Annotated in this window: 19 protein-coding genes; 11 read left to right on the top strand and 8 right to left on the bottom strand. The window is 68.1% G+C overall.

Annotated features, from left to right (window positions below):
- Positions 1–41 precede the first annotated feature (41 nt).
- The 5 genes from ngcE (ABZS29_RS12925) to ABZS29_RS12905 all read right to left on the bottom strand — a co-directional run bounded on the left by ngcE (ABZS29_RS12925) (position 42) and on the right by ABZS29_RS12905 (position 5,525).
- Complete coding sequence (gene ngcE, locus ABZS29_RS12925) at positions 42–1,373, bottom strand: N-acetylglucosamine/diacetylchitobiose ABC transporter substrate-binding protein (RefSeq protein WP_355461385.1); 1,332 nt, start codon at positions 1,371–1,373, stop codon at positions 42–44.
- Between the two features lie 13 nt (positions 1,374–1,386).
- Positions 1,387–2,283 carry a carbohydrate ABC transporter permease gene (locus ABZS29_RS12920; protein WP_355461383.1) on the bottom strand — a complete coding sequence of 299 codons (897 nt, stop codon included), beginning with the start codon at positions 2,281–2,283 and terminating at the stop codon, positions 1,387–1,389.
- A 10-nt stretch (positions 2,284–2,293) separates the two neighbouring features.
- Positions 2,294–3,205: a sugar ABC transporter permease gene (locus ABZS29_RS12915; protein WP_355461381.1), complete on the bottom strand. Its 912-nt coding sequence runs from the start codon at positions 3,203–3,205 to the stop codon at positions 2,294–2,296.
- An 89-nt stretch (positions 3,206–3,294) separates the two neighbouring features.
- A complete protein-coding gene (gene ngcE, locus ABZS29_RS12910) occupies positions 3,295–4,713 on the bottom strand; it encodes an N-acetylglucosamine/diacetylchitobiose ABC transporter substrate-binding protein (protein ID WP_355461379.1) in 1,419 nt (472 codons plus the stop codon).
- A 23-nt stretch (positions 4,714–4,736) separates the two neighbouring features.
- Positions 4,737–5,525 (bottom strand): SIS domain-containing protein, encoded by a 789-nt coding sequence (locus ABZS29_RS12905; protein WP_355461377.1) that lies wholly within the window; start codon positions 5,523–5,525, stop codon positions 4,737–4,739.
- Between the two features lie 255 nt (positions 5,526–5,780).
- Here ABZS29_RS12905 and ABZS29_RS12900 point away from each other — a divergent pair, with 255 nt between their 5' ends.
- The 4 genes from ABZS29_RS12900 (at position 5,781) to ABZS29_RS12885 (ending at position 9,586) form a co-directional block, all read left to right on the top strand.
- Positions 5,781–6,770: a BadF/BadG/BcrA/BcrD ATPase family protein gene (locus ABZS29_RS12900; RefSeq protein ID WP_355461376.1), complete on the top strand. Its 990-nt coding sequence runs from the start codon at positions 5,781–5,783 to the stop codon at positions 6,768–6,770.
- Positions 6,771–6,815: 45 nt separating this feature from the next.
- Positions 6,816–7,346 (top strand): hypothetical protein, encoded by a 531-nt coding sequence (locus ABZS29_RS12895; RefSeq protein ID WP_355461374.1) that lies wholly within the window; start codon positions 6,816–6,818, stop codon positions 7,344–7,346.
- A gap of 393 nt (positions 7,347–7,739) precedes the next feature.
- Positions 7,740–8,324, top strand: coding sequence for a helix-turn-helix domain-containing protein (locus ABZS29_RS12890; protein WP_355461372.1), 585 nt, complete (start codon positions 7,740–7,742; stop codon positions 8,322–8,324).
- Entirely contained in the window at positions 8,324–9,586 is a 1,263-nt protein-coding gene (locus ABZS29_RS12885; protein WP_355461370.1) for an MFS transporter, read from the top strand. The genes ABZS29_RS12890 and ABZS29_RS12885 overlap by 1 nt, the downstream gene beginning before the upstream one ends.
- Here ABZS29_RS12885 and ABZS29_RS12880 read toward each other — a convergent pair.
- Positions 9,528–10,856 (bottom strand): hemolysin family protein, encoded by a 1,329-nt coding sequence (locus ABZS29_RS12880; RefSeq protein WP_355461368.1) that lies wholly within the window; start codon positions 10,854–10,856, stop codon positions 9,528–9,530. The genes ABZS29_RS12885 and ABZS29_RS12880 overlap by 59 nt on opposite strands.
- Before the next feature lie 169 nt (positions 10,857–11,025).
- Here ABZS29_RS12880 and galT point away from each other — a divergent pair, with 169 nt between their 5' ends.
- From galT to ABZS29_RS12865, 3 genes are all read left to right on the top strand, one after another.
- Positions 11,026–12,075, top strand: coding sequence for a galactose-1-phosphate uridylyltransferase (galT, locus tag ABZS29_RS12875; protein WP_355461366.1), 1,050 nt, complete (start codon positions 11,026–11,028; stop codon positions 12,073–12,075).
- Positions 12,072–13,217 carry a galactokinase gene (gene galK, locus ABZS29_RS12870; RefSeq protein WP_355461364.1) on the top strand — a complete coding sequence of 382 codons (1,146 nt, stop codon included), beginning with the start codon at positions 12,072–12,074 and terminating at the stop codon, positions 13,215–13,217. Before galT ends, galK begins: the two co-directional genes overlap by 4 nt.
- Before the next feature lie 112 nt (positions 13,218–13,329).
- Positions 13,330–14,142, top strand: coding sequence for a M23 family metallopeptidase (locus ABZS29_RS12865; RefSeq protein ID WP_355461362.1), 813 nt, complete (start codon positions 13,330–13,332; stop codon positions 14,140–14,142).
- A 5-nt stretch (positions 14,143–14,147) separates the two neighbouring features.
- Here the strand turns inward: ABZS29_RS12865 and ABZS29_RS12860 are convergent, their stop codons facing one another.
- A complete protein-coding gene (locus tag ABZS29_RS12860; RefSeq protein WP_355461360.1) occupies positions 14,148–14,960 on the bottom strand; it encodes a DeoR/GlpR family DNA-binding transcription regulator in 813 nt (270 codons plus the stop codon).
- A 79-nt stretch (positions 14,961–15,039) separates the two neighbouring features.
- On the opposite strand from ABZS29_RS12860, the gene ABZS29_RS12855 reads away from it, so the two are divergent.
- The 4 genes from ABZS29_RS12855 to ABZS29_RS12840 all read left to right on the top strand — a co-directional run bounded on the left by ABZS29_RS12855 (position 15,040) and on the right by ABZS29_RS12840 (position 18,921).
- On the top strand, positions 15,040–16,170 hold the full coding sequence (locus ABZS29_RS12855) for a GNAT family N-acetyltransferase (protein WP_355461358.1): 1,131 nt from the start codon (positions 15,040–15,042) through the stop codon (positions 16,168–16,170).
- A 78-nt stretch (positions 16,171–16,248) separates the two neighbouring features.
- Positions 16,249–16,908 carry a GNAT family N-acetyltransferase gene (locus ABZS29_RS12850; RefSeq protein ID WP_355461357.1) on the top strand — a complete coding sequence of 220 codons (660 nt, stop codon included), beginning with the start codon at positions 16,249–16,251 and terminating at the stop codon, positions 16,906–16,908.
- Positions 16,909–16,978: 70 nt separating this feature from the next.
- Complete coding sequence (locus ABZS29_RS12845; protein WP_355461355.1) at positions 16,979–17,785, top strand: CAP domain-containing protein; 807 nt, start codon at positions 16,979–16,981, stop codon at positions 17,783–17,785.
- Positions 17,786–17,955: 170 nt separating this feature from the next.
- Complete coding sequence (locus ABZS29_RS12840) at positions 17,956–18,921, top strand: CAP domain-containing protein (protein WP_355461354.1); 966 nt, start codon at positions 17,956–17,958, stop codon at positions 18,919–18,921.
- A 318-nt stretch (positions 18,922–19,239) separates the two neighbouring features.
- On the opposite strand, the gene ABZS29_RS12835 is transcribed toward ABZS29_RS12840, so the two are convergent.
- Positions 19,240–20,220, bottom strand: a complete 981-nt coding sequence (locus tag ABZS29_RS12835; protein WP_355461353.1) for a hypothetical protein — start codon at positions 20,218–20,220, stop codon at positions 19,240–19,242.
- Positions 20,221–20,242 lie beyond the last annotated feature (22 nt).

Here is a 20,242-nt window from a genome sequence, read left to right as displayed (position 1 = left end):
CTCACAGGGTGAAGAGATTAGGTTGCCCTAACCTAACCTATTCACGCACGGTGATACTTGGTGACCGCCTTGTCCTTCGTCAGCGCGTCGGCCGCGGACTGGATCTTGCCGCTCCACTCACTGACCGGTACGCCGCCCGCCAGGAACTCGCCGGTCGTCGCCGCGGCGGCGGTCGCGAAGGCCGGGTACCAGCTGTCGAAGTACCACGTGATCGTCTGATCCCCGGCGGCGCCGAGCAGGTCGCGGGCCGATCGCAACGCCGTACCGACTTCGAGACCGTCGGCCGCGCCGCGCACGATCGTGAGCTGGTTGGCCTCGGTGGTCACCTGCGCGGCAACGGATCGCGACAGCGCGGCCCGCAGATACTCCAGCCCGCCCGCCTTGTTCTTGCCCTTCTCCGCCACCAGGTACGGCGAAGTCGCCGCGACATGCAATCCGCGCGGCAAAGCCGGCGAGCCGTCCAGCGGCGGAACGCCGAACATGGTCAGCGCGAAGTTCGCCGGGATCGAAGCCTTCATCTCGTTCTCGAGCCAGTTGCCGCACGGCAGCATCCCCGCTTTGCCGGCCAGGAAGCGTTTCTGGGCAGCGAGGTGGTCGTACTTCGCGCTGCCCGGCGCGATCAGCCCGCGTTTCACCAGCTCGCCCACCGCGGAGATCGCCCGCATGATGCTGGAATCCCGCCAGGCGTCGGTCTCCAGGTTGTCGATCCGCTTCACCACGTCGTGCCCGCCGGTCTTGGCCGCCAGCGTGAGGATCAGCTCCAGCACGTAGTACGGATGGTTGCCGGGATACACGAAAGCGCCGAGCCCCGCGCCCTTCATTTCGGTGCCGAGGGCAAGGAACTCCGGCCAGGTGCGCGGCACGTCCCAGCCGCGCCGCTGGAAGACGGCGGCCGAGTACCAGAGCCCGTAGACCGTCGCGACATAGTTGATCGTCCGCTGCGTGCCGTCGTACTGGCCGGACTCGAGCATGCCGGGCAGGATCCCGTCCGCGACCTTCGCCTGCGGGTTGTCCCACGCCGGTGCGTCCAGGACAGCGCGCAGATCCGCGACCTGTCCCTGCGCGACCAGCCGGCCGATGTCGAGCGGCTGCTCACCCGCATTCAGTACGACGTCCGGCGGCGACCCGGCCTGAAACCGGGTCAGCACCTTGTCGCGCAGCTGCGGTGCCACCGACGACGTCACCGTCGCCCCGGCGTACTTCTTCCGGTACGCCGCGCCCGCGAACCCGCCGTACTCCGCCCCGGCCACCACCTCGACCGGGACCGCAGCCGGGTCGGCAGTAGTCGGAGCGCTCTCCGGCGTACCCGTCGAGCAACCGCTCACAACGGCGCCGGCGAGCGCTCCCTGCAGAACTGTCCGCCGCTTCAACATCCCGGCAGAGTACTTACTTGAGGGTGGCTCCGGTGAGACCGGCCTGCACCTGACGGTAGAAGATCAGGTAGACGACCACGACCGGGACCATCGCGATGGTCAGCGCCGCGAACAGCGTGCCCCAGTCGTTCTCGTAGCGCTGGCTGCCGAGCAGGGTCGCGATGCCCTGCGACAGCACCGGCTTCTCCGGCGACAGGAACGACGGCAGCACGAACTGGTTCCACTGGCCGAGCACGTTGAAGATGCCGACGCTGATCAGGCCGGGCTTGGCCATCGGCAGCATCACCCGGAAGAACGTGGTCGCGTGCCCGGCGCCGTCGACCAGCGCGGCCTCGGCGATTGAGGTCGGCAGCGTCCGGAAGAAAGCGTGCATGAAGAACACGGTGAACGGCAGCGAGTACGCGATGTAGACCAGAATCAGGCCCTGGTACGTCGAGATCATCCCGAAGTTCTGCACGACGAAGAACAGCGGCACGATCGCGAGGAACGTCGGGAACATCATCCCGGCCGCGAACAGGTAGTAGATGAAGCGGTTGCCGGGGAACTCGTAGCGGGCCAGCACGTAGGCCACCATCGAGCCGAACAGCATGGTGCCGAGGACACCGAAGACGACGACCACGAGGCTGTTGCCCAGATAGTCGCCGACCCCCTTCTCCCAGGCCTTGGAGAAGTTGCTCCAGAGCAGCTTCTTGGGCAGTGCCCACGGGCTGTCGCCGAAGATCTCGCCGGTGCTCTTGAACGAGGCGATCAGCGACCACACGAACGGCACGACGACCAGGACGCTCCAGCCGATCAGCACCGTGTGCGAGAACACGTTCACGGGGCTGAAGCCGCGGTCCTTGGGTCCGGCCGGCTGGATCGGAGCGGGTGCGTCGGCGGTCTCGCCTTTGACGTCGATGTGAACAGTCATGGCGCGCCCCTCAGTATTCGATCCGCTCGCGGCGCGTGGCCCGGAGCATGACGGCGGAGATGATCAGGGTCAGGAAGAACAGCACGACGCCCATCGCCGAGGCGTAGCCGGACCGGCCGAACTTGAAGCCGTTGTCGGCGATCTGCAGTGCCATCACCTGGGTGGAGTTGTCCGGGCCGCCGGGTCCGGCGGTCATCACGGCGACCAGCGCGTACGCGTCCAAGGCCAGGATGGCCAGGTAGACCCACGCGGTCTGGATGGTGTCCCACAGCAGCGGCAGCGTGATCCGGAAGAACGTCGTGAGCCGGGTGGCGCCGTCGATGATCGCGGCCTCGAAGATGTCCTTCGGGATCCCGGACATCGCCGCGTTGAACATCACCAGGTAGAACCCGACGCTGCCCCAGATCAGCACCCACATCACGCAGTACAGGGCGATGTTCGGGCTGGCCAGGTACTGCGACGTACCGAGACCGAGCTTCTTGGTGACGGTGTTGGCCAGGCCGTTGTCGGTGGAGGTGAAGACCACCGACCAGATCACCGCGATCACCGGGACCGACAGCACCTGCGGCAGGAAGAAGGCCAGCTTGTAGAAGCCGTTGCCGCGGACACCCTGGACGCCGGCGCTGCCCGACCGGCCGCCGACGTTCAGCAGGTAGGCGAACAGCAGGGCCAGGAAGATCACGATCACCGGGATCAGGATCAGCAGAATGATGTTGTGACCGAGCGCGGTGCGGAACGTCGCGTCGTGCGCGAGGGTCTTGAAGTTGTCCAGGCCGACGAAGTCGAACTTCGGGGAGATGCCCGTCCAGTTCGTCAACGAGTAGTAGAAGGCCTGCCCGAAGGGCGAGATCACGAAGATCAGGTACAACGCGAGCGGGATCGCGAGGAAACTCGCGACGAAGCGGTAGCTGCCGTGCCGCATCTTTCTCCTAGGGATTACGAGCCGATGGGGCATCCTCAACCTTGAGGATGCCCCAGTGACTCACGCCAGTCGATGGCGAGGGTGGAGCGTCAGCTCCGGGTGCGCTTGACGGTCTTCGGGTCCTTGGCGGTGTCGTCGGCGAGCTTCTGGGCCCGCTTCTGGAACTCGTCGGCCGTGATCCGGTCCGCGACCAACTCGCCCACGATGGCGTACAGCGGGTCGTTCATCGGCGCGTACCAGGTCGCGAAGTACGTCGACCAGTTGTTGTCGCCACCGGACTTGATCAGCGCGCTGGACGACTCGGCGCCCGGGCTCAGCTTGAGGCCCTCGGCCGCGCCCTTGACGACGGTCGGCGAACCGGTCAGCTCGGTGAACTTGCCGGCGCCCTTCTTCGACAGCATCAGGCGCAGGTACTCCAGGCCACCGGCCCGGTTCTTCGCCTTCTCCGGGACGATGAAGCCCTCGCCGGCCGCGATCTCGGTGCAGTCGACCGGGAGCTTGGCGCCGTCGAGCAGCGGCGTGTACGTCGCGGTGGTGAGGAAGTCCTTCGGCGCGACCGGCTTCTGCTCGTTCTCGAGCCACGAACCGGACGGGATGAAGGCGGCCTTGCCCTGGTTCCAGGCCGTCTGGGACTGGATGTGGTCCAGACCCTCGGTGCCCTTGAGGATGTAGCCCTTCTTCTTCAGCTCGAGCAGCGCCTCGGCCGCCAGCTTGATCGACGGGTGCATCCAGGCGTTCGGCTGCAGGCTGTCGATGGCCTTGATGACCTCGACGCCACCGTGCTTGACCGCGAGGTCGAGCAGGATCTGGCCGATGTAGTAGGGGTACTTGCCCTGGTGGGCCAGCGGCGCGATCCCGGTCTTCTTGATCGTCTCGCACAGCGTGAGGAACTCGGCCCAGGTCTTGGCCGGCTGCCAGCCGTTCTTCTCGAACAAAGCCTTGTTGTACCAGAGGCCGTAGACGGTCAGCACGTAGTTCAGGATCAGCGGCTTGCCGTTGAGCTCGGCCGCCTCCAGCGTGATCGACTCGACCGAGTCGCGGACCTTGACCTTCGGGTCGTCGATCGACGCCGCGTCGAACAGCTGGGTCAGGTCGGCGAGCTGGTTGGTGCTGGCCAGCGTCGAGACCGGCAGCAGCTTCGCGCCGGAGTTGTCGATCACGTCCGGCGGGTTGCCGCCGTTGAAGCGCGGCTGCAGCTGCGGGGTGATCTCGGTGGTGCCGGTGTGCTTGATCGCCGAGGCGGAGAACTTCTCCTTGTACAGCGACTCGTGGAACTTCGCGTAGTCGTCGCCGTAGCCGCCCTTGAAGATGACGACGTCCAGCGGGTCCTCGGCCTTGACGCCGAACGGGTTCTCGGCCGTCTTGTCGGCGCCGCCACCGCCGGTGTTTTCGTCACCACCGCCGCTGGCACACGCTGCCAGCAGCGTGCTGCCGCCAGTGGCCAGCAGCGTACCGACCGCCGCGCGCTGCAGGAACAGCCGCCGCGACAGGGGGTTGGGAGTGGTCATGGGTCCCGCCTTCCGAGAGTGTTTCAGGCAGTACGCCGGATCCGGCCGGCGTACTGTGCTTCGAGGGCGTGATTGTGCTCGTCGCCGCCCGGGATGTTGGCAGACAGATAGACCGGAGCGGTCTCGCCTGCCTCGGTGAGCCGGCGCAGAACCTCTGCGACCAGCATTTGCGCGATCAGCGCGGCCGTGATGGACGACACGGCACAGACCTTGCCACCCCCGGGCAGGTCCAGCACGGAGTCGCCGTACGGCGCGTGGTTGTCGAGGACGACGTCCGCGAAGTCGATGAGTTTCTTGCCGGACGGGTGGCGCGAGTCCACCCCGGCGGTGTGCTGCAGCGAGGTGATCGCGATCAGCGGGTGGCCCTGTTCCTTGACCACGCTCGCGAGCTCGACGATCGAACCGTTCACTCCAGAGTTGGAGGCGATAATGAAGAGGTCGCCTTCGCGTGCTGCCGACAGTTCGTAGAGCTTGCGCGAGTACGACGGGTTGCGCTCGAGCTCGGCGCTGCGCAGTAGCTCGGCCGGTTCGCCGCCGAGCAGGACGAGGTCCCGCAGCGCGATCCGGTTGGTCGCGATCAGTCCGCCGGCGCGACCCGCGATCTCCATCGCGAGAGCCTCGGAGTGCCCGGACCCGAAGGCCTGGATGACGCCGTTCGCGCGCAGTGAGGTGGCAACGAGGTCGGCCGCCTGCTGGATCGGACCGTCGATCTGCTCGGTCACCGCCGCGAGGATCGGCGTGAGCGCGTGAACAAAACTCTGCGCGCTCACCGCGCTGTTCTCCCCCGGTTCACCCTGGTCACTGCTGGCCATCTTCGGGCCCACCCCTCAACAATCTGTTCATCGCGACACTCTTGATGCCGACAACTGCGCAAGTTTGCGGTTTGCTGGACAGAACTTTTCTCAAGTGGCAGCTAAAGTCAAGGCTCATCTCCCTACGACCCCCAGATCGGGACCGTTGTGTGACCTTGTCCACAGATGTCCATTAGTCCGTCTTTCGAGCAGTTTGGAGCATTGCGTATGTCGGTAGAACGCCCACTGCCGGAACCTGCGGACCCAGTGGTCTTGATGCCAGCCTCGACACTGGTCCTGGGTGGCGACCTCGGTGGCACGTCGACCCGGATCGTGATCGCGGACTCTGAGGGCAACGTAGTCGGCCGCGGGGCCGCGGCCGGCGGAAACCCGACCAGCCACCCGACAACTGCGGCGGCCAACTTCGGTCAGGCGCTTCACGCCGCCGTGACGGGGCTGGACCCGGCCCGGGTGCAGGCCGCGGTGATCGGCGCGGCCGGCGGTTCGGCGCTCGACATCCCGGAGATCAGGGCCCAGTTCGACGCCGCCTGGACCGGCGCCGGACTCACGGTCGAACCGCGGTTCATCGGCGATCTCGAGGTCGCTTTCGCCTCCGGTACGCCGCAACCCGACGGCCACGTGCTGATCTCGGGAACCGGCAGCAACGCCGGTGTGGTGCGCGATCACCGCCTGGTCCGAACCGCGGGCGGGCACGGCTGGCTGCTCGGCGACGAAGGCTCCGGCTTCTGGCTCGGCCGGGAGGCTGTGCGCAGTGTGTTGCTCTCGTTCGATCTGGAGGAGCCGCTCGGCCTGCTCGGTACGTCGGTCCTGCAGAGCCTGCTGCCGACCCACGATCCGGCGCTCTTCGCTCAGCGTGACGGCTACGCGATCGCGCGTAACGAGGTGATTCGCGCGGTGAACACGCGGCCACCGGTCCTGATGGCCGAATTGGCCCGAACTGTCGTCGCGGCGTACGAACAAGACGACAAGACCGCCCACGCCTTGGTGAAACGCGCAGCCGACCTGCTCATTGAGACGGTCGGACGGATCAGGACAACGAAGGACACGACGCCCTTGGTGCTCACGGGCAGTGTCGCCGGTGAGCAATCTCCCGTCGGACAGCTTCTGCGGGAGGCATTTCACGACCGGTTCAACGGTGAGGTCCTGACCGCCCGCGACGGAGTCAGCGGCGCCACCTGGCTCGCCCTCGGCGCCCTCGACCCGACGCTCGCGACCCAGTCGAACCACACTCGATTGGTCGGTTAGACGTATCTGTACCGGGGATGCACTGCTCTTCTCAGTGTGACCGGGATGTTCGAGACCGACCTACGCCTGACGGACGGGCGCGCGCTGCATGTCTATGACAGCGCGCCCTGCGACAACGGCCGGCTTGCGGTGGTCACGCTGGGCGTCCCGACGTACGAGCTGTTCGAGGCCGGCGAATGGCTGGGCCTCCGCTGGATCTCCTGCGACCTCCCGTCGGCGACCGCCGCCGACCTGACCGCGGTCGCCGACGCGACCGGGCTCGGCGCCTTCACACTGATGGGCCATGCCGAGGGCGGCGCCCTCGCTTTGCGCACCGCCGCCCTCCTCGGCGACCGCGTCGAAGCGGTGGTCACGTTCGGCAGCACCCTTCCCGCGGACTTCGTCCTGGTCGCGATCCAGACCCCGGTCCTCCTCTGCCACGGCCTGGCCGACCGCATCTCCCCGCCCAGCAACAGCCGCTGGCTGGCGGCGCGCCTCGCCTTGGGCACGCTCGACCTCCACCCCGCGCTCGACCACCTGTCGATCCTCACCCGCGCCGAGCCCGCCCTCGAGTGGATCCGCGACCACACCGGCTGACCCCACGAACCACTTCCGCGTCGTACGACGCCTCACACACCTTGAGCACCCACCAACCACCTCCCGCGCCGTACGACGACCGACCGGTGCACAAGGTGCTGAATTCGCACCCAAAGAGCTGCCAACCCACCCTTGTGCACCCACCAACCACACCGCGCCACCTTGAGCACCCACCAACCACACACCACGCCGTACGACGACTGAGCGGTGCACAAGGTGCTGATTCGTGCACAAGGAGAAGCTCACCCACCTTTGGGCGGCCACCGACCGCAGCGCGCGACCTTGAGCACGAACTGACCACACAGCGCGCCGTACGGCGGTTGAGGGGTGCTCAAGGTGGGGTATTCCAAGCAATGGCTTGACATCGGATCGCGTTCGGCGGATATTCCAAGCATGTCTTTGGAGAAGCGGACGCGGCTGCTGGACGATCCGTTGGCGATCCGGGCGATGGCGCATCCGGTGCGGCTGGATCTGCAGAACCTGCTGGGGCGGGAAGGGCCGATGACGGCGGCGGACGCGGCGCGGCGGTTGGGGATCAGTCAGGCACTGGCGTCGCATCATCTGCGGCAGCTGGCGAAGTACGACTTCGTCGAGCCGGCGCGGGGCAAGGACAACCGCGAGCGCCCGTGGCGGTTGGTGTCGACCTCACAGTCGTGGCGGGATGCCGCCCGGACGCCCGAGGGTGCGGCGGCGGCCGACGTACTGGAGCAGTTGATCGCCGAGCGGGCGCTGGAGTCGCTGGCTCAGTGGCAGCAGCAACGCCATGCCGAAGAGCCGATCTGGCGCGATCATGCCGGGATCGGCCGCAGCGGCATCTACCTGACCGGCGACGAACTGGCCGAACTCGTCCAGCAGGTCGAGAGCCTGATCGTGCGGTACGTCGACGAGCGGCCGATCGACGACCCGTCGACCCGCCCGCCCGGCAGCCGCTACGTCTCCATCACGCAGATCGTCACCGTGGATCCCGAGGAGAGCTGATGAAGGACCTGTGGGGCGTCCTCGCACGGCAGCGCGACTACCGGCTGGTGCTCAGCGCCGGCCTGATCTCTCTCACCGGCGACTGGCTGCTCCGCACCGGCCTCGCCTTCCAGATCTACGTTCTGACCGGATCCACGCTGGCGTCCGGTGGTCTGCTGCTGGCCTCGTTCGCACCGACTGTCCTGCTCGGTTCGCTGGCCGGCGTCTTCGTCGACCGCTGGGACCAACGCAAGACGATGATCGTGACCAACCTGCTGAACGCGGCAGTTCTCCTTCCCCTGCTCGCGGTTCGCGGCGCCGGCACCATCTGGATCGTGTACGGCGTCGTCCTCGCCCAAGCGTGTTTGCAGCAGTTCTTCCAACCGGCCGAGCAGTCCCTGATCCCGGTCCTGGTCGACTCCAAGCAACTTGTCACGGCGAACGCATTGAACAGCCAGATCCGAGACCTGTCCCGGCTGATCGGCGCAGCGATCGGTGGCGTGCTCACTGCGGCAGGCGGTCTGACACTGCTCGCGATCGCCGATGCGGTCACATTCTTGCTCGCGGTCGCACTGCTGAGCGCCGTACGGCATCGGACGGAGCGGATCCGCGCGGTCGTCGAGGCCACCGGTGGTGCGATCCGACGACTGAAGGCGGAGTGGACCGAGGGCTTGAAGCTGTGCGTCAACGGTTCCGGGATGCGGCTGCTGTTCGTGTTCTGCCTGGTGACCGGACTCGGCGAAGGCATCATGAGCACGCTGTTCGCGCCGTTCGTCTCCACCGAGCTCGGCGGCGACGCGAACGCCTACGGCCTGATCGTGTCGTCCCAGGCGGTCGGAGGAATCGTCGGCGGCCTGGTCGCCGCGGCGATCGGCTCACGGTTGCCCGCAGCAACCATGTGGGGCGTGGGGGCGTTCTTCTTCGGCCTGATCGACCTGGCGATGTTCTGCTCACCGCTCGTCTCGGACAGCCTGGTTCCGGCCTTCGTCTGCATGATCCTGGTCGGCCTGCCCGGTGCGTTCTCGATGGCCGGCCTGATGACGGCCCTGCAGCAACTCACCACCGACGGCACCCGCGGCCGCATCTTCGGCGCCATCATGGCCGCCGAAGGCGTCACGGTCCTGCTCGGGATCGCGGCCGCCGGCCTGCTCGGCGAGGTCGTCGGCATCATCCCGCTGCTGGTCTTCCAGGGCCTCGGGTACGTCGTCGGCGGGATCGTCGTACTCAGTCGACGACGGGTGCTTGCGCCTCGTCCGGAGCAGGCTGCTCCTCTGCCTGCGTGACGCGGTGCACCCGCACCCGGGCGACCCGGCGGCCGTCCATCTCGGTGACGGTCAGCGTGTGGTGATCGACCCGCGCCTCCTCGCCGACCGCGGGCACCTTGCCGAGCTGGGCGGCGAGGAATCCGCCGACCGTCTCGTAGGGGCCGTCGGGCAGCTCGAGACCGGTCTCGTCGGCGAAGTCGTCCAGGTTCAGCAGCCCGTCGACCTCCATGTCGCCGCTGCGGAACCGCGTGGTCTCGGTCGACTCCTCGTCGTACTCGTCCTTGATGTCGCCGATCAGCTCCTCGACCAGGTCCTCGAGCGTGACGATGCCGGCGGTGCCGCCGTACTCGTCGAGGACGATCGCGAGGTGGGTGCTGCGACGGCGCATCTCGGTCAGCGTGGGCAGCAGCTTGGCGGTGTCCGGCAGCATCAGTACGTCGCGCGCCAGGTCGCCGACCCGGACCGACCGCGACGCGACGGCCGGGTCGAACAGGTCCCGGACGTGCACAAACCCGACGATGTCGTCGGCCGAGCCGTTCATCACCGGGTACCGCGAGTGCGGCCGCTCGGCGGCGAACTTGACCGCCTTGTACGCCGGCATCTCCGCGTCGACGAAGTCGACCTCGGTCCGGGGCAGCATCAGCTCGCGCAGCTGCCGGCTGCCCGCCTCGAAGACGTCGTCGACGATCCGCCGCTCCTCCTCGCCGAGCGACTCGTGCGCGGAGATGACATCGCGCAGCTCCTCGTCGGTCATCACCTCGCGGTTGGCGTTCGGATCACCGCCGAGGGCGCGGACCACCAGGTCGGTCGACTTCGAGAGCAGCCAGATCACCGGGCGGGCGCCGGAGGCGATCCGGTCCACCAGCGGAGCCAGCCCGAGCGCGAACGTCTCGGCCCGCTGCAGCGCGAGCCGCTTCGCCGCGAGCTCACCGATCACGATCGAGACGTACGAGATCAGGACCGTGATCAGCACCAGTGCGACCGTCGCGGCCACCCCTTCGGGCAGACCGAGGTCCTGCAGGTGCGGGGACAAGGCGTCGGCCAGCGTCGCGCCACCGAAGGCGGCGGACAGGAAGCCCATCAGCGTCACGCCGATCTGCACGGCGGACAGGAACCGGTTCGGGTTGGCGGCCACCCGGGCCACCGTCTCGCCGCGCTTACCGCGGTGGGAGAGCGCCTTCACCTGTGACTCGCGGAGCGAGACCAGCGCCATCTCGGCGGCGGCGAACACGCCCCCGATCACCACGAAAACCAGGATCAGGACGATATTGAGAACAGTGTCGTTCATGAGTGCGGGTCCTAAAGCCCTCTCGTCGGACGTCGTCGAGAGGGCGGGCGTTGGGCGTAGTCGTCCATAAACCCAGACTAGCGGTGGCAGGTCTCACGATGCATGTTCGAGTTTGTTGGTTTACGATGATTCCTGGCCGTCCGTGTGCTGCGGCCGGGAAGGTCACACGATGAAGACACCGCGTGGTGCTCGCCGTACGGTCACTCACCTGTCCGATGGGCGCGAGCTGATCTACTACGACCCGGCCGACACGCCGGCCCGGGTTCCGCTCGAGGACACTCGCGGGCTGCCTGCACCGCAGCCTCAGGTCGACCTGCGGACCGATCCGCTGACCGGTGACGTGATCACCTACGCGACGCACCGCAACACCCGGACCTACCTGCCGCCGGCCGACCAGTGCCCGCTGTGCGCGAGCAAGCCGGGCAACCCGACCGAGATTCCGGACCACGACTACAACGTCGCCGTCTTCGAGAACCGGTTCCCGTCCTTCGCCGGTCCCGGCCGGACCGAGGTGCTCTGCTTCACCAGTGACCACAACAGCTCGTTCACCCAGCTGTCGCAGGGCCAGGCCCGGCTGGTCGTCGACGCCTGGGCCGACCGGAACGCCGACCTGAGCGCCCGCGACGACATCGAGTACGTCTTCCCGTTCGAGAACCGCGGCCGCGAGATCGGCGTCACGCTCAGCCACCCGCACGGCCAGATCTACGGCTACCCGTTCCTCCCGCCGCGGATGCGGACCCTGATGGCCCGCGCCCGCGAGCACCAGGAAGTGGCCGGGAGCAACCTCTTCGCCGACATCCTGGCCGCCGAGCGCAAGGACGGCGCCCGCGTCGTCGCCGAGAACGGCAACTGGACGGCCTTCGTCCCCGAGGCCGCCCGCTGGCCCGTCGAGGTGCACCTCTACCCGCACCGGCAGGTCGCCGGGATCGACGACCTCTCCATCGGTGAGCGCGACGACTTCGCCCAGCTCTACCTCGACGTACTGAACCGTTTCGACAGCCTGTACGGCGATCCGCTGCCCTACATCGCCGCCTGGCACCAGGCTCCGGTCCGGATCGACCGTGAGCTCGGCTACCTTCACCTCGAGGTGCTGTCGATCCGCCGGGCGGCCGACAAGATCAAGTACCTGGCCGGCTCCGAGTCCGGAATGGGCGCGTTCATCAGCGACACCCGGCCCGAGGACGTGGCCGAGACACTGCGAAAGGTGGCTCAGTCGTGAGCTTCGAGAGCACCAAGAAGTTTGAACACTCCTTTGGTACGGCGCCTGACGCGTCCTGGCGTGCACCCGGACGGGTCAACCTGATCGGCGAGCACACCGACTACAACGACGGTGTCGTCCTCCCGATCGCCCTGCCGGTCGAGGTCAAGGTGCATGCTGCGGCCCGCGACGACGGCCGGATCGCGGTGTCATCCGTAGGACACAACTCGGTCGTCGAGTTCGCCATCGACGAGCTGGCGCCGCACTCGGTCGACGGCTGGGCGGCGTACCCGGCGGGCGCGGCCTGGATCCTGCGCGAGTCCGGCTACTCGATCGGTGGCGCGAACCTGCTCTTCGACTCCGACGTCCCGACCGGCGCGGGCCTGTCCTCGTCGGCGGCGCTGCTGTGCGCCACGTTCGTTGCCCTGCTGGGTTTGTCCGACGTCGAGGTCGAACCGGCCGAGGTCGCGCGGCTCGCCCAGCGCGCCGAGAACCAGTACGTCGGTGCCCCGGTCGGCCTGATGGACCAGACCGCGTCGATGTGCTGCACGGCCGGTCACGCCCTGGCCTTCGACATCCGGTCCGGCTCTCTCGACCAGATCCCGTTCGACCCGTCGGCCGACGGTCTCACCTTGCTGGTCGTCGATGTGAAGGCACCGCACCGGCATGCCGACGGTGAGTACGCCGCTCGCCGGCAGAGCTGCGAGAACGCTGCCGCACAACTCGGCGTACCGGCTTTGCGTTCTATTGCTTTTGACGGGTTGGACGAAGCGCTGGCCCGGCTCGACGACGAGGTGGATCGGCGCCGGGTGCGGCACGTGGTCACCGAGATCAAGCGGACCGAGGACGCGATCGCGCTGATGCGCGCCGGCCGGCTGCGCGACGTCGGACCGCTCTTCACCGCGTCCCACGCCTCGCTGCGCGACGACTTCGAGATCACCGTTCCTGAGCTCGACGTCGCAGTCGACACGGCACTGGCCGCGGGTGCGCTGGGTGCGCGGATGACCGGTGGCGGTTTCGGTGGTTGCATCATCGCGCTGGTTCCCGCCGACTCGGCGGACGCCGTACTGGCTGCGATCGAGAAAGCCTTTGCGGAGAAGGGTTTCACGCCGCCCAGTGCACTCGCAGCGACGCCGTCGAACGGTGCGTCACGAATCAACTGATTGACCTTTGCCCGTTGGTGCACAGTGCTTTCCGAGCACTGTGCACGCCTCGTCTCCCGGCGTATTTTCCGACTAAGGGGAAGTACTAATTGGGGGAAGTGAGGTGTGGGCGATGGCACAGCCTTTGCCTGCCGGAAAACTGTCGGTCGGAACCGGTTGGCGTTATTCCAAGGGCGGTAAGCATGCCGCCTTCGACTATCCGGTGGAGATCGGTACGTCGGTCTTCGCGGTCCAGGACGGTGTCGTCCTGGCCTGCAACGACGGCGTGACCAACAAGTCGCAGCCGGGCGTGGTCGGCGCGAAGTCGAACTGGATCCTGCTGGGAATCATGCACGGCGGCCAGAAGGTGTCGGTGCTTTACCAGCACCTGTCACCGGGATTGCTGGTGAGCAAGGGGCAGCAGGTCAAGGCCGGCCAGCAGATCGCGAAATCGGGCTCCTCCGGCAATGCCACCGGACCGCACCTGCACGTCGCGGCGATGTGGGGACACCGGACGACCAGCACCAGGTACGACTACCTGATCAACATCGGCCCGAAGGAGAAAGAGCCGAACGGGACCGCACAGAACGAGATCTGCATCTTCCCGCCGTCGCTGGTCTACACCGCGAAGAAGGCTTCCGGGAGGGTGACGTCAACATCGCCGTTCGCTGCCGGCGACGTGTTCCTCGACAAACTGCACTTCGGCAGCAAGGACTCCGACAGCGTCCGGCGCCTGCAGTTCGTGCTGAACAACGTCAAGCTGGTCCAGGGCAGGAACCTGAAGGTGTCCGGCAACTACGACATCGACACCAAGAACGAAGCCACCAAGTGGCAGCTCCAGATCGACAAGTGCAAACCAGGGACCCTGTCCGCCGACGGCAACATCGGCCCCAAACAGGCCGCCAAACTCTTCGGCAAGTCCTACACCCTGAAAGCCCACTCGTAGCGCGGCTAGGAGGTGATGACCAGTTCACACCCGGTGTCGCGCATGGCCTTCCGGGCGCCGGCGGACAAGCCGCTGTCGGTGACGATGACATCCAGGTCGGCCCAGGTGGCGAAGGTACTGAGGCCGACCGTGCCCCACTTGGTGTGGTCGGCGACCACCACGACCTCGCGGCTGGCGGCGATGAAGGAGCGGTTGGTCTCGGCTTCCATCAGGTTCGGCGTACTCAGACCGTGTTCCGCGTCGACGCCGTGAGCGCCGAGGAAGAGCAGGTCCAGGTGCAGGGAGCCGAGAGCGGCGGTCGCGATCGGGCCGACCAGCGCGTCGGAGGGCGTGCGGATGCCGCCGATGAGCACCACGGTCCGGTCCGAGCGCGAGTTGCCGTGGAACACATCCGCGATCCGTGCCGAGTTCGTGACGACCGTCAAGTTTTCGACCCGAAGCAACTGCCGAGCCAGCGCGTACGTCGTCGTACCGGCGCCGATCCCGATCGCACTGTCGGGCTGGACGCGCCGCGCCGCCTCGGCGGCGATGGCTTGTTTGGCGGCCGACTCCTGAGTGAGTTTGGCGTCGAAGCCGGGCTCGTGGGCGCTGCGGAGGCCGACCGAGGTCGCGCCGCCGTGCACCTTGTGGAGCAGTCCGCTGGAGTCCAGCGCGTCCAGGTCACGGCGGATCGTCATGTCCGACACGCCGAAGCGGTCGACGAGTTCGGCGACCGTGATCGCGCCACGACTGTTGACCTCGGCAACGATAGTGGCCTGTCGTTGCGCGGCCAGCTGTCCACCCCGGCCGCGTGGCGGCTCCGCTCCGGCTGCATTCACGTGCCCAGACTAAACGGAGTTCGGCGCGCTGTCAGGGAAATGGCGTTGCCGAGGTGGTGACGCCTTGTCACCCTGGAGCATGCGATTTCCCGACGACGTCCCGGTTCTGACCGACGATGTGATCACTCTGCGCGCCCACACCCCGGCTGACGCGGACGACGTGTACGAGCTCTGCCAGGACCCCGCGATGCAGCGCTGGACGGTGATCCCGGTCCCGTACTCCCGCGACGACGCCACGTTCTTCCTCACCGAGCTGGTGCCGGCCGGATGGACCAAGGAGCACTCCGACCGAGCCTGGGCTATCGAGGTCGACGGCCGGTTCAGCGGCTCGGTCAGCCTGCACGGCGGCGAGGGCGGTGTCGGCGAGATCGGGTTCTCGGTGGGTCCGTGGGTGCGCGGTCGCGGGGTGATGACGCGGGCGGCGAAGCTCGCGATCCGGCACGCGTTCGACGAGCTCGGCTGGTCGCGGGTGATCTGGCGCGCGTTCGTCGGCAACTGGGCGTCGCGCCGGGTGGCGTGGAAGGCCGGGTTCCGCGGACTGGTCGTCGTACCGGGTGGCGGGCTGGCGCGTGGCGTCCGGTACGACGAATGGGTGGCGACCGTCGGTCGCGACGACAAGCTGGAGCCGCAGGGCAACTGGTGGACGGCGGCGGAGCTGGAAGGTGATGGCATTCGTCTCCGTCCGTTGCGGGCTGATGACGCGCAGCGAGTGATGGAGGCCTGCAACGACGAGCGGACCCAGTACTGGCTGGCCGGCCTGCCGTCGCCGTACGGGCTGCAGGACGCGGAAGGCTTCATCGAGGGCCGGAAGGACGTCATGGCCGCGGGCCAGGTCGTCGCGTGGGCGATCGCCGATCCGGTCACCGACGAGTTGCTCGGCAACATCACCATCTTTGCCATGGCCAACGGTCAGGACACCGGGTACGGCGAGATCGGGTACTGGATGCACCCGGCCGGCCGCGGCAAGAACGTGATGACCAAGGCGGTGGGTCTGGTCGTCGAGCACGCGTTCACACCGATCGAGAAGGGTGGTCTCGGACGGCGTCGACTTGTGCTCCAGGCCGCGGTGGGCAACACCGCGTCGGCGCATGTTGCCGAGGCCAACGGCTTCAACCGGGTCGGCGTCGGGCGGGCCGCGGCGCCCGGTCGCGAGGGGCGCTGGGACGACGACTACATCTTCGATTTGCTTGCCACTGACCCCCGTCCGTGACCGGGCCGGGACGGCGAGTTTGTGTCAGGCGACACCGTTCCCCTCGCCGTCTCGGCATTCGGCTGGTTGAATCGACTGGTGAGAGATCGTGAGGAACTCGTCCGCCGCTGGCAGGCCGGGTGGTCAGTCTCGAGGGGCTGGACGACGGTTGAGGACGACCACGACGGGATATTGACCGTCCGCGCGGGTGAGGAAAACCGCGCGATGGAGTACGTCGTCCTGGACGCGGACGACAAACCCGAACGGGTCGAGCGTGCCGCCGAGCTGGCGTTGGCCGCGCCCGGTGGTCGCGGAGCGGGGTGGATCACCCTGGCGACCGACGACAAAGAGGCGCGGATCGAACAGCTCGAGGACCTCGGGCTGGAGGTGCAGCGCGACCAGGACTGGCTGATGACGATCCAGTTGTCGGAGCAGCCGGCCCTGAAGCTGCACGAGCGGTACGCGTTGCACACCGAACTCGAGGACGACCTGATCATCACCCGGGCCACACTGCACGGCGGTGTCGTGTCGAGCGGCCGGATGGCGGTCGTCGGACCGGACGCGGTCGCGGACCGGATCGAGACCGACCCGGCCCACCGCCGGCGCGGACTCGGCAGCGCGGTGATGGCCTCGCTGGTCGAGACAGCCGCGGCCCAGGGCGCCAAACGCGGCATCCTGATCGCCTCGATCGACGGTCTCCGGCTCTACCGCAGCCTCGGCTGGAAGGTCGTGGCCGACGTGGTGACAGCGCGCTGCTGATTGTCAGACGTCCGTTAAGGCCGGGCTTCGGAGGAGTCAGGCAACAAACGGTTGGGCAAGGCTGCTCACCATGACGAACCCCCGACGGTCACCGCGCTCCCGTGTGGCCGGTCCGCTGCTCGCTGCCCTCTCCGGTCTGATCGTGCTCTCGGGGATCGGCTGGTTCGTACTGCGGGATCTGGGTGACCAGCGGGTGACCGGTCAGGAGGAGCCGCTGACCGCGATCCCCACGCCGACCGACGACGCCTCGGCCGAGCCGACGCCGATCCGGCCGACGAGTCCGTCGGTGACACCCCGCCGTACGGCGACTGTCACGCCCAAGCCGACCCCGACGCCGACTCCGACCAAGGCCGTCACGAAGACACCGACGCCGACCCGGTCGACCAAGGCGCCGAGTCGCGAGGGCACCCGGAAGCCCACCGCCTCGCCGAGCCACACCGCGACGCCGCGGGCGACGAGGACGACGACCGCGCCGACCGCCTCCGGGAGTCCTGAGGCTCAGGTGCTCGCGCTGACCAACGCCGAGCGGGCGAAGGCCGGTTGCGGCGCGCTGCGGACGAACAGCGCGTTGGCCAAGGCCGCCGAGGCGCACGCGTCGGACATGGTCGTCCACCACTACTTCGCGCACGACAGTCAGGACGGGCGTTCGCCGTTCGACCGGATGAAAGCGGCCGGCTTCAAGGGCGGCGCGATGGCCGAGAACATCGCTGTCGGTTACACCAGCCCGGCGGCGGTGGTGAAGGGCTGGATGAACAGCCCCGGGCACCGGGCCAACATCCTCAACTGCAGCTACACGATGCTCGGTGTCGGCTACGACTCCGGACAGGTCAAATCCGAGTGGGGCAACGGTTCCTGGGTCCAGGATTTCGGCGGCTGACGGCTCTTTTCGGAGGAACCTTCAGGAAGCGTTAAGTCCGGTCGCGGAACTGTAACGGTGACCCGCCGTATCGGTTAAGGTCGCTGTTCGGTGACCAGGGGGGACCTGGCAGGACCGCGGGGAACAACGCAGTACTCGGAACGACGCACACGAAGAGGATTCGCCCACCCATGACGGATGCGCCAACCCCCCGGCGGCACCGCGGTACCCGACGCGCCCAGAAGAGCAAGCGGGGCCTCGTCGGCCCGATCGCCAGCGCGCTGTCGGTGCTGGTTGCCATCGGCCCGGTCATCTATCTGATGTCGCGCGACAACTCGACCACCAGCGACGCGACCAAGGTCCTGAACGTCTCCGAGGACACTCGGGACAACTCCGGCGGTTCGCTCGTCGACGGCGCGCACACCGGCCCGCTGACGACCGTCACCAAGACGCTGCCCAACGGCAAGGTCACCACCGCCGTGATCGGCTCCGGCGCGAACGGTACGTCGACGACCTCGACACCCGGTACGCCGTCGCTCACGCCGAGTGGTTCGCCGTCGAGCGTGCTGACGACGCCGACCGCACCGACTACCGGCGTGACCACAGTGACCGTCACTCCCGGCAAGCCGCGGACGATCGAGGGCAAGCCGGGCAACCCGAAGCCCCCGACGCGGACCACGCCGACCAAGACCACGACGACGAGCCAGCCGCCGAGCAACACCCCGGAGCCGCCGCCCGCGAACGACGACGGTGGCGGTACCAACGCGCAGGAGCGCGAGGTGCTCGAGCTGACCAACCAGGTCCGCGAGCAGAACGGCTGCGGTCCGCTCCGGCTGAACAGCGCACTCGTCGAGGCCGCCGGCCGGCATGCCTCCGACATGGTTCGCCGGCACTACATGGACCACACCAATCCCGAAGGCCAGGACCCGGGCGACCGGATGCGGGCCGCCGGGTACAACGGAGGCAGCTGGGGCGAAAACATCGCCGCCGGCTACTCGACCGCCCAGAAGGTGGTCGCCGCCTGGATGAAGAGCGACGGGCACCGAGCCAACATCCTGAACTGCAAGTTCAACCTGCTGGGCGTCGGCTACGACCCAGGCCGGGTGAAGTCCGACTGGGGGCCTGGCAGCTGGGTCCAGGACTTCGGCCGCAGCTAGGCGCCGTACCGGCTGTCATTGTGCCGAACGCACCGACAGTGGCGCGGACGTTGTCCGAACGCCACAACGTCCGGCCGATTTCCGGCCGGTCACCGCGGGTAGATCCGTCCTTGTCGAACTGCCGGGCCTGCACTCCGGGACCGGGTGAGACGGTTGATGAGGCACGTCCTGGGGGCGCGACAGTGAAGGGAAGAACGACATAATGTCGTCCGATTCCGGCAACGGCCGGCACAAACCACGCAGGAAGGCGACCCGCGCCCGGGGCTCCCGGCCGCCCGCCCCTGAGCCCGAGCCCACGCCCCCGCCCGAGCCACCCCGCTACGCCCCCCGCGGCGGCGAGTCCCCCTTCTGGGCCAACGCCCAACCGCGCACCGACAGCCAAGCCTGGGCTGACACCCAAGCCCTGCTGGAAGCCCGCCGCGCCGACTCCACCCCCCAGTACGCCCCGCGCCCGGCCGCCGACAGCACCCCCCAGTACGCCGCCCGCCCGGCAACCGAACCCCTGCGCACGACGTCCACCGACGGAAGCTCCCGCGGCTGGGTAACCCAATCGCAGTCCCCGACCCAGCCGTCGACCCCGCCGTCGACCCCGGCGGACTCCGCCGCGCCGACCCCGAACCCGACGTCCACCTGGCCATCGGCGCCGTCGTCCGCATCGAGCTCGACGTCCACATCGGACTCGGGCTCGGCGTCAGGGTGGCTCCCGACCTCGGCGTCTGCCCCGGCACCCCCCTCGACCTCGGTGCCCGCTCCACCCGCGGAGCCTGCCTCGACCCGCCGAACCCGGCGGACAACCCCCGCCGAGGACCTCGCCGGCCTCGGCGCCTGGGCCACCACTCCCCCGGAGCGCCCCACCCCAGAACCCGCGTCAACCGTCGGCTGGCGACCCCCCAAGCCAACCACGCCCACAACCGACCCCGGCCGAACTCTCTCCACGCCGACCGACCCCACGCCGACCAGCCGAGCTGCGTCCACCTCGATCGGATCCACGCGCGACGAGTCCACCTCGCTCGCATCCAGCGGCTTCGGCTCCACCCCCATCGGATCCGACCGCGCCGCATCCACCCCGACCGGATCCACGCGCGACGAATCCACCTCGCTCGCGTCCAGCGGCTTCGGCTCCACGCCCATCGGGTCCGACCGGGCTGCGTCCTCGCCTGGCGGGTCCACTGGGGGTGAGTCCGCCTCGCTCGAGTCCACGGCGGTGTCGCCGAGTTCGGCGTACACGCAGCCGGCTGCGGCGTCGGTGGCTGACCCGCGGACCGGGCGTGGGAGCGCGGAGCTGTCGGGGCCGCGCACGAGTGCGATTCGCGAGCGGCAG

The sequence above is a fragment of the Kribbella sp. NPDC005582 genome, from assembly GCF_040605415.1.
Lineage (GTDB): Bacteria > Actinomycetota > Actinomycetes > Propionibacteriales > Kribbellaceae > Kribbella.
Note: the sequence above shows the minus strand (reverse complement) of the source record. Positions and strands in the feature narration are given on the sequence as shown.

Excerpts from the sequence above, each read along its gene's own strand:
- ngcE (WP_355461385.1), bottom strand. The coding sequence starts at position 1,373 with ATGTTGAAGCGGCGGACAGTTCTGCAGGGAGCGCTCGCCGGCGCCGTT.
- ABZS29_RS12920 (WP_355461383.1), bottom strand. The coding sequence starts at position 2,283 with ATGACTGTTCACATCGACGTCAAAGGCGAGACCGCCGACGCACCCGCT.
- ABZS29_RS12915 (WP_355461381.1), bottom strand. The coding sequence starts at position 3,205 with ATGCGGCACGGCAGCTACCGCTTCGTCGCGAGTTTCCTCGCGATCCCG.
- ngcE (WP_355461379.1), bottom strand. The coding sequence starts at position 4,713 with ATGACCACTCCCAACCCCCTGTCGCGGCGGCTGTTCCTGCAGCGCGCG.
- ABZS29_RS12905 (WP_355461377.1), bottom strand. The coding sequence starts at position 5,525 with ATGGCCAGCAGTGACCAGGGTGAACCGGGGGAGAACAGCGCGGTGAGC.
- ABZS29_RS12900 (WP_355461376.1), top strand. The coding sequence starts at position 5,781 with ATGCCAGCCTCGACACTGGTCCTGGGTGGCGACCTCGGTGGCACGTCG.
- ABZS29_RS12895 (WP_355461374.1), top strand. The coding sequence starts at position 6,816 with ATGTTCGAGACCGACCTACGCCTGACGGACGGGCGCGCGCTGCATGTC.
- ABZS29_RS12890 (WP_355461372.1), top strand. The coding sequence starts at position 7,740 with ATGTCTTTGGAGAAGCGGACGCGGCTGCTGGACGATCCGTTGGCGATC.
- ABZS29_RS12885 (WP_355461370.1), top strand. The coding sequence starts at position 8,324 with ATGAAGGACCTGTGGGGCGTCCTCGCACGGCAGCGCGACTACCGGCTG.
- ABZS29_RS12880 (WP_355461368.1), bottom strand. The coding sequence starts at position 10,856 with ATGAACGACACTGTTCTCAATATCGTCCTGATCCTGGTTTTCGTGGTG.
- galT (WP_355461366.1), top strand. The coding sequence starts at position 11,026 with ATGAAGACACCGCGTGGTGCTCGCCGTACGGTCACTCACCTGTCCGAT.
- ABZS29_RS12865 (WP_355461362.1), top strand. The coding sequence starts at position 13,330 with ATGGCACAGCCTTTGCCTGCCGGAAAACTGTCGGTCGGAACCGGTTGG.
- ABZS29_RS12855 (WP_355461358.1), top strand. The coding sequence starts at position 15,040 with ATGCGATTTCCCGACGACGTCCCGGTTCTGACCGACGATGTGATCACT.
- ABZS29_RS12845 (WP_355461355.1), top strand. The coding sequence starts at position 16,979 with ATGACGAACCCCCGACGGTCACCGCGCTCCCGTGTGGCCGGTCCGCTG.
- ABZS29_RS12840 (WP_355461354.1), top strand. The coding sequence starts at position 17,956 with ATGACGGATGCGCCAACCCCCCGGCGGCACCGCGGTACCCGACGCGCC.